General features: G+C 27.1%; 9 protein-coding genes. 5 read left to right on the top strand and 4 right to left on the bottom strand.

Annotation, left to right across the window (positions count from 1 at the left end):
* Nucleotide 1 precedes the first annotated feature (1 nt).
* Genes ABJG40_RS08935 through ABJG40_RS08925 form a run of 3 tightly spaced genes read right to left on the bottom strand, consistent with a single transcriptional unit; the run spans nucleotide 2 to nucleotide 2374 of the window.
* On the bottom strand, nucleotides 2–817 hold the full coding sequence (locus tag ABJG40_RS08935; RefSeq protein WP_348024245.1) for a 2OG-Fe(II) oxygenase: 816 nt from the start codon (nucleotides 815–817) through the stop codon (nucleotides 2–4).
* A complete protein-coding gene (locus ABJG40_RS08930; protein WP_348024244.1) occupies nucleotides 810–1688 on the bottom strand; it encodes a glycosyltransferase family A protein in 879 nt (292 codons plus the stop codon). Before ABJG40_RS08930 ends, ABJG40_RS08935 begins: the two co-directional genes overlap by 8 nt.
* Nucleotides 1688–2374, bottom strand: coding sequence for an ATP-binding cassette domain-containing protein (locus ABJG40_RS08925; RefSeq protein ID WP_348024243.1), 687 nt, complete (start codon nucleotides 2372–2374; stop codon nucleotides 1688–1690). The genes ABJG40_RS08930 and ABJG40_RS08925 overlap by 1 nt, the downstream gene beginning before the upstream one ends.
* 161 nt (nucleotides 2375–2535) lie before the next feature.
* On the opposite strand from ABJG40_RS08925, the gene ABJG40_RS08920 reads away from it, so the two are divergent.
* The 4 genes from ABJG40_RS08920 to ABJG40_RS08905 all read left to right on the top strand — a co-directional run bounded on the left by ABJG40_RS08920 (nucleotide 2536) and on the right by ABJG40_RS08905 (nucleotide 10490).
* Nucleotides 2536–5607, top strand: coding sequence for a tetratricopeptide repeat protein (locus ABJG40_RS08920; RefSeq protein WP_348024242.1), 3072 nt, complete (start codon nucleotides 2536–2538; stop codon nucleotides 5605–5607).
* Nucleotides 5607–7370, top strand: coding sequence for a hypothetical protein (locus tag ABJG40_RS08915; RefSeq protein ID WP_348024241.1), 1764 nt, complete (start codon nucleotides 5607–5609; stop codon nucleotides 7368–7370). The genes ABJG40_RS08920 and ABJG40_RS08915 overlap by 1 nt, the downstream gene beginning before the upstream one ends.
* Nucleotides 7371–7433: 63 nt before the next feature.
* Nucleotides 7434–8867, top strand: a complete 1434-nt coding sequence (locus ABJG40_RS08910; protein WP_348024240.1) for a M20/M25/M40 family metallo-hydrolase — start codon at nucleotides 7434–7436, stop codon at nucleotides 8865–8867.
* Between the two features lie 9 nt (nucleotides 8868–8876).
* On the top strand, nucleotides 8877–10490 hold the full coding sequence (locus tag ABJG40_RS08905) for an amidohydrolase (protein WP_348024239.1): 1614 nt from the start codon (nucleotides 8877–8879) through the stop codon (nucleotides 10488–10490).
* Between the two features lie 16 nt (nucleotides 10491–10506).
* Here the strand turns inward: ABJG40_RS08905 and ABJG40_RS08900 are convergent, their stop codons facing one another.
* Nucleotides 10507–12723 carry an FUSC family protein gene (locus ABJG40_RS08900; RefSeq protein ID WP_348024238.1) on the bottom strand — a complete coding sequence of 739 codons (2217 nt, stop codon included), beginning with the start codon at nucleotides 12721–12723 and terminating at the stop codon, nucleotides 10507–10509.
* A gap of 152 nt (nucleotides 12724–12875) precedes the next feature.
* Between ABJG40_RS08900 and ABJG40_RS08895 the strand changes: the two genes are divergently transcribed.
* On the top strand, nucleotides 12876–13712 hold the full coding sequence (locus ABJG40_RS08895) for an FKBP-type peptidyl-prolyl cis-trans isomerase (RefSeq protein WP_348024237.1): 837 nt from the start codon (nucleotides 12876–12878) through the stop codon (nucleotides 13710–13712).
* The last annotated feature ends 70 nt before the right edge of the window (nucleotides 13713–13782 follow it).

The raw sequence follows: 13782 nt of genomic DNA, 5'->3' as shown, positions 1-13782 counted from the left end.
CTTATTTCTTTTTATATTGATGTGGATTTTCTCTAACTCCTTTTTTAAATAAAACTCTAGCTGCAGCTCTAATTTTGTTATCTAATTGAAGAACAACATCTTTAATTTTTTCTTTAGGCCGACCTCTAAATGTAGTTACATGAAAGCTATCTGAAGGCAATAATGCCTTTTCTGAAAAATAATAATTAGAAACACAACACCTTACATTATCTACAGCAACTTTACTAACAGAATGCCAAGATTTTTGGTGAGTTGCCATTACAACCAATCTATTAAATTTGCTTTCTATTGTGGTTTGTTTTTCTTTTAAACCATTTGGCCAAATTTCTAAATTACCGCCAAACTCTTCTTGCCAATTAGGTGTAACGTAATACAATAAATTTAAAACTCTCCACTTGTTTCTGTCTTTGTCGTGAGAATTATCTAAATGCGGATTCAAAAAATTATCTTTTCCCATTAAAGACAATCCGCCTGCGTATAAATTTTCATCCGCAGAAATTTCTTTAAAATCACATATTTCAGAAACTAAATCTACAATCTTAGCTTCTTGAAAACTATAAATAACTTCTTCTAAAATAGGATTGTATTTATCCATTTGAAAAGCGGTAAATTTATGTTCTCTTAAACTGTTTCTTTCAACCGTTTCTTTTACCTCAGGAAAACTTTTATAAATTAATAAAGCAATCTCTTTAGGCAACAAATTATCTAAATAAAAAAAGCCAATTTTATTACTACTTTCAATAAATTGTGTTTTAAGGTTTTCCTTATTCTTACACAAATTATCGTACAATAAATCAGCTATTTCAATTCTATTCATTTTTATTTTTTAGTTGACACAAGTAACAAACTTTTAAACAGTTTAAGAAAAAGACAGATCCTTTATCAATGGCTTTTCTTTCGAAAAACGGACTCATTTTAGCTAAAAGAACATCCATTTTAATCAGGGATAAAAAGCTTAAAAACTTAAGTATTAATGATTCTTTTTTTTGCAAAAAACCTTCTTCGGATAAAAAAATAAGATTTTCCATAGCGTCTTTAGTTTTTACTACAAATACACTATTGTTATCAATCCCTAAATGAAAAACTTCATTTTCTATGTGTGTTATTTTGTAATTATTTTCTTTTAACCCGATTGAGAAAAGAAAATCTTCTCTACCGTATTTTAATAATTTCTCTTCGAATTGTATGTTTGAAAAAGCTTGTTTTTCGATTAAAAAATTTGAGGTAAAAAAAAATTTTTTAGAATTTTTAATTCTTTCATCAACACTTATTTCTTCGTGTTTTTTACCGTATTTATACCTTAATAAATTTTTAATACTTTCTTTATTTTGATATTTTAATCCTCCGCAGAAAACAGTTTTTTTAGATTTAAAATAGTTTATATAATTACTTATAAAGTTAGACGAAGTTGGTAAAACATCAGCATCTAAAAACAATAACCAATCATATTTGGCGTTGGTTGCTAATAAATTTCTAATAGCACTTCTACCAATATTTTTCTCTAAAATTTTAAACTCACAATTACTTAACAAGTTAATTTTCTTGTTTTCTATGTTTAATTTAGAGTGAGAACCATCATCATAGCAAAGAATTTCAAAAAAAATATTTTCTTTTAAAAGCTGTTGATGAATTTCTGATACTAAGGCAAAAACACTGTAATTATATATTGGTATTAAAACAGATAGCATTAAACAGTAGCTTTTTGAGTAACTTCAAACAACTCTCCTCCTTCACATTTAATAGTTCGTTTCTTATACTTTACAATTAATTGATAATCATGAGTAGCCATTAAAATAGTTTTTCCGCTTTTATGAATTTCATTTAAAAGCTCCATTACTTCTATTGAAGTTTTTGGGTCTAAATTACCTGTAGGTTCATCTGCTAAGATTAATTCTGGATCATTTAATAAAGCTCTTGCTATTGCAACTCTTTGTTGTTCTCCTCCAGAAAGCTCAAAAGTTTTCTTATAATATTGGGCTTTCATGCCTACTTTATCTAAAACTTCGTTTATTTTTTCTTTTATTTTCTCTTTTTCTTTCCAACCAGTAGCTTTTAAAACAAACTCTAAATTTCCAAAAACAGTTCTATCATTTAGTAGTTTAAAATCTTGAAATACAATTCCTATCTTTCTTCTTAGAAAAGGAATCTCTTTTTCTTTAATTTTTTTTAAGTCAAAGTCTACAATACTACCTATACCTCTTTGCAATCTTAAATCACCATAAAGGGTTTTCATTAAGCTACTTTTACCACTTCCGGTTTTTCCTATAAGGTAATAAAACTCTCCTTTTTGAATAGTTAAGTTAACTTTAGACAAGACCAAATTATCTCTTTGATAAATATCTGCATTTTCTAAATGTAAGATTGGTTTTTCCATAAAATAACTTGTTTTTACAAACTTAAAAGTTTTGAATGATTTTATACTATGAAATACAAACAATTCTTACTTTTGATTTAAAATATTTGTACTTTTTTCATCCCCCATCAAACAAAAATTAAAAAAGTTCGTTATTCATTTTGAGTACCAAAAATAATTGTATGAGGTTTGTTTTTATTAAAAAACTTTTAATTCGCAGTTTTATAATTCTTATATCTGTTGTTGGTTATAGCCAACAAACAGTTATAGATGCTAATACTTTAACAAAATATAATGATGCTACAAAGCATTTTAATGATAAAGCATATGCTGCTGCACAAAAGGTTTTTGTAAACATCAATAAAAATGCACCTTTAAATTCTAGTTTAAAATCTGATGCTGCTTATTATGATGCCATATGTGCAGTAAGATTAAACCAGACAGATGCAGATAAAAAAATACTAACTTTTATTGCAGAAAACCCTAATAGTAATAAAAAAAATAAAGCATTTTATAATATTGCTAACTATTATTTTGCAAATAAAAAAGCGGCATATGCGCTTAAATGGTTTTTAAAAATTGATGTTGATACGCTTTCTAAAGAAGATAGAAAAGAACTAAACTTTAAAATGGGGTATTGTTATCTGGTAAGCAAAAATTTAATTTTAGCAAAAGAGCAATTTCTTCCTTTAATTAATGATCCCAAATATGGTAATGACTCTAGATATTACTACGGATATATTGCATATAAATTAGAAGATTATGGTATTGCAGAATCTACATTAAAAAAGATTGCAGATAACGATACTTATCGTTTAGAGATTTCTTATTATTTATTAGATATCAGTTTTCAAGCAGGTAAATTTGAACGTTGTGTAATTGTAGGAGAATCACTTCTTAAAACAGTAAAAAGAAAAGATAGATCTGATATTTCTAAAATTGTAGGTGAAAGTTATTTTAATTTAAAAAAATATGCTGAAGCAATACCTTATTTAAAAGCTTACACAGGTAAAAAAGGAAAATGGATAAACACAGACTTTTATCAACTTGGTTTTGCTTACTACAAACAAAATGATTTTAAAAATGCTATTAGTAATTTTAATAAAATTATAGATGAAAAAAATTATGTTTCTCAAAATGCATATTACCATTTAGGAGAATGTTATCTTAATATAGATAAAAAAACAGAAGCATTAAATGCATTTAAAACTGCTTCTGAAATGGATTTTAACAAAAAAATAAAACAAGATGCAGCTCTTAACTATGCTAAATTAAGTTACGAAGCAGGTAACCCTTTTAAAAGTGTTGCCGAAGTTTTACAAGATTATTTAAAAGCATATCCAAAATCTAAAGAATATGAAGAAATTAATGGTTTAGTAATTTCTTCTTTCTTACATCAGCAAGACTATGTTGGTGCTTTAGAATTTTTAAAGAAGAAAAAATCAAAAACTAACCTTGCATTAATTCCTGAAATATCAATGTATAGAGGAATTCAGTTATTTAATGAAGTAAAACTTAAAGAAGCTCTTCCTTTTTTTATAGAAAGTAAAAAAGCAGATGATGTTTTAATTAAAGAAAAAGCACACTATTGGAAAGCAGAAACAGAATATAGATTAAACAACTATAAAGTAGCTTTACAAGAATTTATTACACTAAAAAAAGGGTTACAATCTAAAACTGAAGAGTTATCTTTAATTGATTATAATATAGGATACAGCTATTTTAAACTTAAAAATTATACAAAGGCGACAACTTATTTTGAGAGTTTTTTAAAAATTAACACAATAGATTCAGAAACAAAAAATGATGCCTTTATACGTTTAGCTGATAGTTATTTTGCTACTAGAAATTATAAAAACGCAATCAATTATTATACAAAAGTTGTAGATAGTTTTGGTTCTAATTCAGATTATGCTCAATATCAAATAGGAATGAGTTATGGATTTATAGAGAATAATAATGCCAAAATAAAAGCACTTACTAAAGTTGTTAACGAATATCAAATATCAACACTAAAAGATGATGCCTTATTTCAGCTTGCCAATACTTACACATTACTTAAAAATAATGAAAAAGCACATTTTGCTTATAATCGAATCATAGAAAAACACCCAAACAGTGTATTTCTTCCTAAAGTTTTAGTAAGAAAAGGATTGTTATTTTATAAAGAAAATAAGAATTTTGAAGCATTAGAAAAATTTAAAGAAACAGCAAGTAGATTTCCTAATTCTCCAGATGCTTTTGAAGCTGTAGCCAATGCAAGAAACGTTTATATAGATGAAGGTAATTTAGATGACTATGTAAATTGGATAAGTACTTTAAAATTTATTAATATTACCAATTCAGATTTAGATAATACTTCATTTGCTGTGGCAGAAAAAAAATATTTTGAATCTAAAAATGGAGATGAAATAATTGATGCACTTACAGAATATACACGTTCTTTTCCAACAGGTATACATAAATTAAAAGCCAATTATTATTTAGCAGATATTTTATTTAAAGTAAAAGAATTTGATAGATGTATTGTGCACTATGAAATTGTTTTAGAAGAAGAGCAAAATGAATATAGTGAAGATGCTCTTAGTAAATTATCTCAAATATACCTTGAAAAAAATCTATTTAACAACGCATTACCTCTTTTAGACAGACTAGAACAAGAAGCTTATACAACAGAAAACATTCTATTTGCACAAAGTAACTTAATGAAAGGTTATTATAAAACTGAAGCCTACGAACTTGCTGCAGAATACGCTAAAAAGATACTTTTAAGAAATAAATTAGATGCAAAATTAGAAAACGACGCTAAAATAATAATTGCTCGTACTTCATTTAAAAATGATGATTTTTACACAGCAGAAGAATATTATACAGAAATTGAAAGAACAGCTACTGGCGAATTAAAAGCAGAAGCTTTATACTATAATGCCTTCTTTAAAAATCAACAAAAAGAATACACAGCATCTAACAAAGTTATTCAGAATTTAATTGCTAACTATTCTTCTTATAAATATTGGGCTGTAAAAAGTTATGTAATAATGGGTAAAAATTATTACGGATTAAGAGATGTATATCAAGCAACTTTTGTGCTAGAAAACATTATTAAAAACTTTAAACAATTTAAAGATATTATTGAAGAAGCAGAAAAAGAATTAAAATCAATAAAAGAAAACGAAGCCAAAACTAATAATTCTGTAACTCCTATTAAAGAGAACGAAACAAATAAAAAAGACGTTAAAAAGAGTAAAAATTAATGAAAAAAGGTTTCACAATATTTTTAATATGTTTTATTTTTTTGGGTTTAAATGCCCAACAAAAAGAGCAACCTAAAGACACTGTAAAAACAGAAATTGTTAATGTTGTAACTAAATACAACCCTAAAATTGCAGATGCAAAGAAAATAAAAAAGAACCCTAAAATAAAACTGCTTCAAAAAAACGAAAAGAAAAAATTAGAATACACAATTTTTTCTGCACCTGTAGCTTCTACTTTTATTCCTAAAAGCGGTACTGTTAAAGGTATAGAAGTAGGTGTAAAAGAAAGAATTTACAAAAATTATTTAGCAATTGGTTTCGGTAACTATACAACGCCTTATTTAGAAACCTACTTACATCATAGTACTCGTTTTAAAAATGAATTTGGTTTTAACGCAAAATATCTTGCGTCAGAAAATAATGTTAAAAACTCTATTTTAAAAAGTAATTTTTCTAATTTTGAAGCAGGTGCTTTTTACATGCATCAAGTTCGTTATTTTGATTGGAAAGTAAGTTTAAATTCTGAAAGAAAAACATATAATTGGTATGGATTACCAGCAATAACTTTTTCTGAACCAGCTACAAATGCCATTAATCCAGAGCAAAAGTATAATTATTTTGAATTAATTGGAGATTTTAATTTTAAAGATTCATACATAGATTATGGAAAAATTAGTGCTTCTTATTTTGCAGATCGCTTTAAAAGTGCTGAAATATTAGCAAAATTTGATTCTAAATTAGATTTTCCTTTATCTTATATCAATCAAAATTTAGAAGATATTTCAATAAAAACAAGTGTTGAGTTTTTAAAAGGAAGTTTCGAAAATAATTATATAAACGCAAACTCAATACAATACTCTACAACTACTTTTAGTGTTGATCCAACTTATAAAATGAAAATTTCAAATTTTCAGATTAATACAGGTATAAAATTCATAGCATCTTTAGATACTGAAAATGATTCAAATAACCTCTTAATAATTCCAAACATTTTTATTCAAGGTTCTGTAATAAAAAACTATTTGAATGTATATGCTGGTCTTTCTGGAGATTTACATACAAACACTTTTAAAAATTTCTCAGAAGAAAATCCATACATCTCTCCTACGCTATTTATAACTCAAACTTTAGAAAAATCTAACTTCTATTTAGGCTTCAATGGTAAAATTAATAATAGTTTGAGTTTTAATTTAAAAGCAAGTAGCAAAACAGAAGAAGATAAAGCTTTGTTTTTAAGAAATAATTCTAAATCTGATGGAACAAATAATGTAATTAACGGAAATATTTTAAAAGATTATGAATATGGAAATTCGTTTAGCGTTTATTATGATGATGTAAAAACATCATCGATTTTTGGTGAAGTAGAATATAACTTCTCTAAAAACTTAACTTTTGGTCTTTTAGGAAATTATAAGGTATATACTTTAGAAAATGCTTTAGAAGAATGGAATTTACCAACAATAGAAGCTTCTTTCTCTGCAAAATATAAGACCCATAAATGGTTTGCAACTACAAATATTTTTTATGTTAGTGAAAGAAAAGACGGATTATATAATGCACAATTTCCTTCTAGCTTTAAAGGAATAGAAACTATAGATTCTTTTGTTGATGTAAATGTAAATGGTGGTTACCATTTTAATGATAAGTTTTCTGCTTTTTTAAAACTTAACAACATTTTAAATACAGAATACCAACGTTTTGCAAATTACAATACACAAGGTTTTCAAGTTTTAGGTGGTATTACTTATAAGTTTGATTTTTAATTAAAATAATTTCTCATTTCATTTTTGTAGATTTATCAAATCAAATCAAATAAACTACTATTTATGAAAAAACTATCTCTACTAGTTTTAGGAGCAATTTTTATTATTTCCTGTAATCAAAATCAAGAAAAAAAAGTTGACCCTTCTAATTTTTCTTCAGAAGAAAAAATTGACTCTACTAAAATTAAAACATTGTTTAATAGTGCGTTAACAGAAGGTAAATCTTATGAATGGTTAAGAGATTTAACTCAAAATATTGGTGGTCGTTTATCTGGATCTCCAGAAGCAGCTAAAAGTGTTATTTGGGGAAAACAATTAATGCAAGAAATTGGTTTAGATTCTGTTTGGTTACAACCAGTTATGGTGCCACATTGGGTTCGTGGAGAAAAAGAAGTTGCCAATTACACTTTAAACGGAACAAAAAAAAATGTTCCAATATGTGCTTTAGGCTTTTCTATTGCTACCCAAAAAAATGGAGTTACAGCAGAAGTTCTTGATGTAAAAAGTTTAGATGAGGCAAAATCTTTAGGAGCTAAAATGAAAGGGAAAATTGTGTTTTTCAATCGTCCTTTTGACAATACATTAATTAACACTTTTAAAGCTTATGGCGGTTGTGTAGATCAAAGAGTTGCAGGTGCTGCAATTTGTGGAAAATTTGGAGCCAAAGGTGTAATTGTACGCTCTATGACTAATGGAGTTGATGATTATCCACATACAGGTACAATGAGCTATAGAGATTTACCTAAAGAAAAATATATTCCTACAGCAGCTATTAGCTCTAGAGCTGCTAATATTTTAAGTAATGATTTAAAAACAAATCCTAATTTAAAATTCTATTTTAAACAAAGTTGTAAAAACTTACCAGATGCACCTTCTTTTAATGTTGTAGGTGAAATTAAAGGTACAGAAACTCCAGAAAACATTATGGTTGTTGGTGGTCATTTAGACTCTTGGGATTTAGGTGAAGGCGCTCATGATGATGGAACAGGAATTGTACAATCTTTAGAGGTTGCTTATTTATTCAAAAAAAATAACATTAAACCAAAAAACACATTAAGAGTTGTCTTTTTTATGAATGAAGAAAACGGAACAAGAGGTGCAAAAAAATATGCTGAACTAGCTAAACTCAATAAAGAAAATCATATTGGTGGTTTAGAATCTGATGCTGGTGGTCATACTCCAAGAGGCTTTTCTATTGATGCAAATGCTGTAAATACAAAACTTTTACAAAGTTGGAAAAAACTTTTATCTCCTTATGGTTTACACGATTTAGACAAAGGTGGTTCTGGTGCAGATATTGGTCCATTAAAGGGAGAAAATGTAACATTAGTAGGTTACAGACCAGACTCTCAACGTTATTTTGATTATCATCATACAAGTACAGATACGTTTGACAAAGTAAATAAGCGTGAACTAGAATTAGGGAGTGCTTCTATGGCTAGTATCATTTACTTAATGGATAAATATTTATACAACAACACACCTATTAAGCCTTAATTTTAGAGTATGAAAAAACTATTTATTTATTTTTTAACGATTAGTTTATTTACACTTTGTAAAAAACAAGAAGTAGATTCAATTATCATCAATTCTAACACTTATACAGTAAATGATAATTTTGATAAAATTGAAGCTTTCGCTATTAAAGATGGAAAATTTTTAGCTATTGGCACAAATGAAGAAATTACAAAAAACTACGTTTCTTCAACTGTTATTGATGCAAAAAAACAGACAATTATTCCAGGATTAATAGATGCACATTGTCATTTCTACAGAATGGGATTACAACAACAAAAGGTAGATTTAACTGGTACAAAAAGTTATGATGAAGTTTTACAAAAACTGGTAGCTTTCCAAAAAGAGAAACAAACTAATTTTATAACTGGTCGTGGTTGGGATCAAAATGATTGGGATGTAAAAGAGTTTCCAACTAAAGAGAAGTTAGATAAATTATTCCCAAATACTCCTGTGGCAATTGGTAGAGTTGATGGTCATGCACTTTTGGTTAACCAGGCAGCAATAAATTTATCAAAAATTTCTAAAAACACTAAAGTTTCTGGTGGGGAAATAATAATGAAAAATGGAGAAATAACAGGTGTTTTAATTGATACTGCAATGGATTTTATTCAATTTCCAGGAACTTCAAAAGAAGAAGCTATTCAAGGTTTACTAGATGCTCAAAAAATATCTTTTTCTTACGGACTAACAACTGTAGATGACGCAGGTTTAGATAGAAATGTAATTGAGTTAATAGACAGCTTACAACAAGTAGGAAGTTTAAAAATGCGTATTTATGCTATGGTTTCTGGTGATAAACAAAACCAGATAGATTATTACATTGATAATGGAAAAATAAAAACAGATAGATTAAATGTACGTTCTTTTAAAGTTTATGGAGATGGTGCTTTAGGTTCTAGAGGAGCTGCAATGAGAAAGCCTTATTCTGATAGAGAAAATCATTTTGGAGCTTTAATTTATGCACCAAAAAGATATCAAGAAATAGCAAAACAAATTGCTGATTCAGAGTTTCAAATGAATACACATGCTATTGGAGACTCTGCAAACACCTGGTTACTAAAAACTTATAAAAACGTTTTAAAAAACAAAAAAAATAGACGTTGGCGAATTGAACATGCTCAGATTATTGCTAAAGAAGACTTTGCAAAGTTTGATAATATTTTACCTTCTGTACAGCCTACACATGCAACTTCAGATATGTATTGGGCAGAAGATAGAGTTGGAGAAGAAAGAATAAAAGGAGCTTATGCTTTTAAAGATTTACTAAAAAGTTATGGGAAAATTGCTTTGGGAACAGATTTTCCGGTTGAACAGGTAAATCCGTTTTTAACTTTTTATGCAGCAACTATTAGAAAAGACATCAATAATTACCCTGAAAACGGATTTCAAATGGAAAACGCTTTATCTAGAGAAGAAACCTTAAAAGGCATGACTATTTGGGCTGCTTATTCTAACTTTGAAGAAAACGAAAAAGGATCTATTGAAGTAGGTAAATTTGCAGATTTTGTGATTCTGAATCAAAATATTATGGAAATTGAAGGAAGTGAAATTCCAAAAACAAAAGTGATTTTAACCTATCTTAATGGAGAAAAAGTGTATTAAAACCTATTCTTTTGTTTTAAATCTTTTTAACATTTTTTACTAAATTTTCTGATAAATTAAATAACCATCTTACTTGTTCAAAAACTAATTGCGTTTCACGTAATTGAACTCTCATATCATTTGAAACTGGTATTCCTTTTTCGATTTCTTTAGTTCTTTGTATTGAAATTTTGTAAAAATATTCTTCATAATTCTTTGTTGCAACTTCTAAATTTTCATTTGCTAAACTATTTTTAGATTCAGTATTATTTAAAATAGAGATGGTTTTTTCTAAATTAGAAACAATATGCTTTACAAATACTTCAAACTCATCTGGCACATCACCTGTTTCATTAGTTCTTATAAACATTCCTAAAGATGAAAGTGATGATAAATAAGTATTACAAATTGTTATCAATTCGTAAATTATTCCAATATTTTCTTGTTTAGATTTTGGTTCTTGCGCCAATCTTTGATAAGCTGCATTTAAATTACCAACCTGAAGAAACGCTTCTTTTCTAGCTAATTTTAATTCTGTAGATGCTTCACCTTTTTGGTGATATAATAAATCAATTTGTTTTAAAAGTTCTAAAAAACCTTCAATTGAATGAATAAAAAATTCTTTGATATTTTTTGATTCCCAAGCAGGCCAAAAGAAATAATTACCAACATAAGCCAAAGAAGCTCCTATTAGAGTATCAAAAACTCTAAATTGTATAACCGTTAAAATATCAGGATGAATTAAAGCGTACATAAAAATAACATATAGTGTTATAAAAGCAGCTCCATTTCTATAATTTTGCTTTACTAAAGAAAAACCTATTATTAATGATAATGCTGCTATTAAAACATATACAACTGGGTTTTGAGTTAAAAATACAATACCCACACCAACTGCAGCACCAATTAACGTACCAATAACCCTGTGTTTAGACCTTTCTTTTGTTAAGCTATAACTGGGTCTCATAATTACTACTATGGTTAACAAAATCCAATAAGATTGTTGCATTTCTATAGCAAAGCCAATAATAAAACCAATTAACATGGTAACAGTTAATCTTAAAGAATGTCTAAATATTGGTGCTTTTAAACTAAAATTTTCTTTCAGCTTTTTAAAATCATAATCTTGAGCTGTAATAAACTGTTGTGCGTCTTTTATTTCCCTAATTTTATTATTTTTAGAATATTTGTTTAATATCCTTGCAATATCAACTAAGTTTCTTATTTGTTTTTCTTGATAAGTTTTAAAGTTTATTAAAAGTATTACTCCTTCTCTAGATTTAGACAAGTCTGTATTTACCTTATAAATCTGAATATGGTTTTGTATTTTTTTAAGTATAACTTTAAAATTATTATTAAAAATAAGTTTTTCTTCTTTTAAAATAACTTTAGAAATATGATTTAATCTTTTAGAAATTTCAAAAATTAATACTTTAAACTCATCAATTTTCTCTGGATGTTCTTTAAATAAAACATCAATTTTTTCATAATCAACAGTATTTGAAATAGCTAGTTCATATATTTCCATTATTTTAGAAAAAATCAATTGTTGGCGTCTTGTTCTATTGCTAAAACCAGAACTTGATCTTTTTTCTAAAATAACTTCTCTTATCGTTTCATGAAGTTCATTTAGCTCCGTTTGAAGTTTAAAGTTATGTTCTAAAAGTGCACCTCTATCATCCCTTTCAACTAAAATTCTACCTCTAAACTTTATAAATTCAGCAGTTTTTTTAAGTAACTCTACAAACAAATAATCTGTTTGAACCTGCGGAAATATTAATTGAGTTAAAATTGTTAAAAACAAATACCAAATACCTCCTAAAGCTATAAATAAAGAATGTTCAAAAATAGAAATCTCTGTACTTTGATATGCAAATGCTAAAACCAATGACAATAAACCTGCCAATGACACCAAAGAAGCTCTAAAACCAAATACAGAAATATAAGAGACAGAAAAAACTAAAATAATTAACAAAGGAAAAATTACAAAAAGATAATTACTGAAATAACCTATTAATAAGGTAATAGCAAATACTAAAATTATAGAAGCTAAAATACCGTAAAACTTATGTTTTAAACTTCCTGCAATATCAGATGGAGCAGCAAAAATAGCTCCTAAAGCAATGCTGAACCCAATCTCAAAATTATCAAAAAAATAAATTGAAACTAGAACAGGAATTGCCATTGCAAAAGCAACTAAAAATGCTTTAATAAAATGAATACTTTTAAAATACCTAATTAAATTTTTAACCATACATAAAATTAATAATCAAAGTTAAGGAGATTTTTAAGGAAGTCTATCAATAGATGCTAATTATACTTTAAAATTATAAATAGTTTATATTATCAAAATATATAATGATTTGTATTTATTCTATATTTGCATAAAAATTTTAAAAACATAAAATGAAATACTATTTAACACTATTTTTATCGGTAATTCTTTTTGCTTCTTGCACAAAAGAAGAGGAAGTTAGTTGTACACCTCAAACAGAGGAAGATATTATTGAATATATTAATAGCAACGAGTTAACTACTACAAAAACGGATTCTGGCTTATATTATATTGTAGACAATGAAGGCACTGGAAAAATTGCAACTGAAAATTCAATTGTAGATTTAAAATATAAAGCATATTTTTTAGATGGTACTGATAATAGCGAAAGTGAATCTACAACACTTAACTTAAGCTCATTAATACCAGGACTAAGTGAAGGAATTCAATTATTTAAAGAAGGAGGAAAAGGAACTTTAATTATTCCTCATGAATTAGGTTTTGGAGAAGCAGGAAACTCTTCTGGATCTATTCCTTGTGGTACTGTTTTAATTTTTGAAATTGAAATTTTAGCTGTTTACGATAATTATAAAGAACAAAATGAAGCAGCAATCTTACAATATATTGAAGACAATAATTTAACTGCCACAAAGACTGAATCTGGTTTATATTATGTTATTAATAACGAAGGTACTGGAGCACAACCAACAAATACTTCTAATGTAACTGTTGCTTATAAAGGTTCTTTCTTAAACGGAACTGTTTTTGATGAAAGTACTGTTAGTGGAGCAACATTTAATTTAAATGAAGTAATTGAAGGATGGACAGAAGGTCTGCAACTTTTTAAAGAAGGTGGTGATGGTATTTTATTAATTCCTTATACTTTAGGGTATGGAGAATACGGATATAGTTCTATCCCTGGATATACCGTTTTAGCTTTTGATGTAAAGTTAATTTCTGTAAATTAAACAACATTCAAAATCTCATAAAAAAAGCGAAACTTATTAAGTTTCGCTTTTTTTTATATAAAAATTTATG

It is taken from the genome of Polaribacter sp. (assembly GCF_039939415.1).
Taxonomy (GTDB): domain Bacteria; phylum Bacteroidota; class Bacteroidia; order Flavobacteriales; family Flavobacteriaceae; genus Polaribacter.
Note: the sequence above shows the minus strand (reverse complement) of the source record. Positions and strands in the feature narration are given on the sequence as shown.

Coding starts and splice junctions, on each gene's coding strand:
- ABJG40_RS08930 (WP_348024244.1), bottom strand. CDS start 1,688: ATGCTATCTGTTTTAATACCAATATATAATTACAGTGTTTTTGCCTTA.
- ABJG40_RS08895 (WP_348024237.1), top strand. CDS start 12,876: ATGAAATACTATTTAACACTATTTTTATCGGTAATTCTTTTTGCTTCT.
- ABJG40_RS08905 (WP_348024239.1), top strand. CDS start 8,877: ATGAAAAAACTATTTATTTATTTTTTAACGATTAGTTTATTTACACTT.
- ABJG40_RS08925 (WP_348024243.1), bottom strand. CDS start 2,374: ATGGAAAAACCAATCTTACATTTAGAAAATGCAGATATTTATCAAAGA.
- ABJG40_RS08910 (WP_348024240.1), top strand. CDS start 7,434: ATGAAAAAACTATCTCTACTAGTTTTAGGAGCAATTTTTATTATTTCC.
- ABJG40_RS08920 (WP_348024242.1), top strand. CDS start 2,536: ATGAGGTTTGTTTTTATTAAAAAACTTTTAATTCGCAGTTTTATAATT.
- ABJG40_RS08900 (WP_348024238.1), bottom strand. CDS start 12,723: ATGGTTAAAAATTTAATTAGGTATTTTAAAAGTATTCATTTTATTAAA.
- ABJG40_RS08935 (WP_348024245.1), bottom strand. CDS start 817: ATGAATAGAATTGAAATAGCTGATTTATTGTACGATAATTTGTGTAAG.
- ABJG40_RS08915 (WP_348024241.1), top strand. CDS start 5,607: ATGAAAAAAGGTTTCACAATATTTTTAATATGTTTTATTTTTTTGGGT.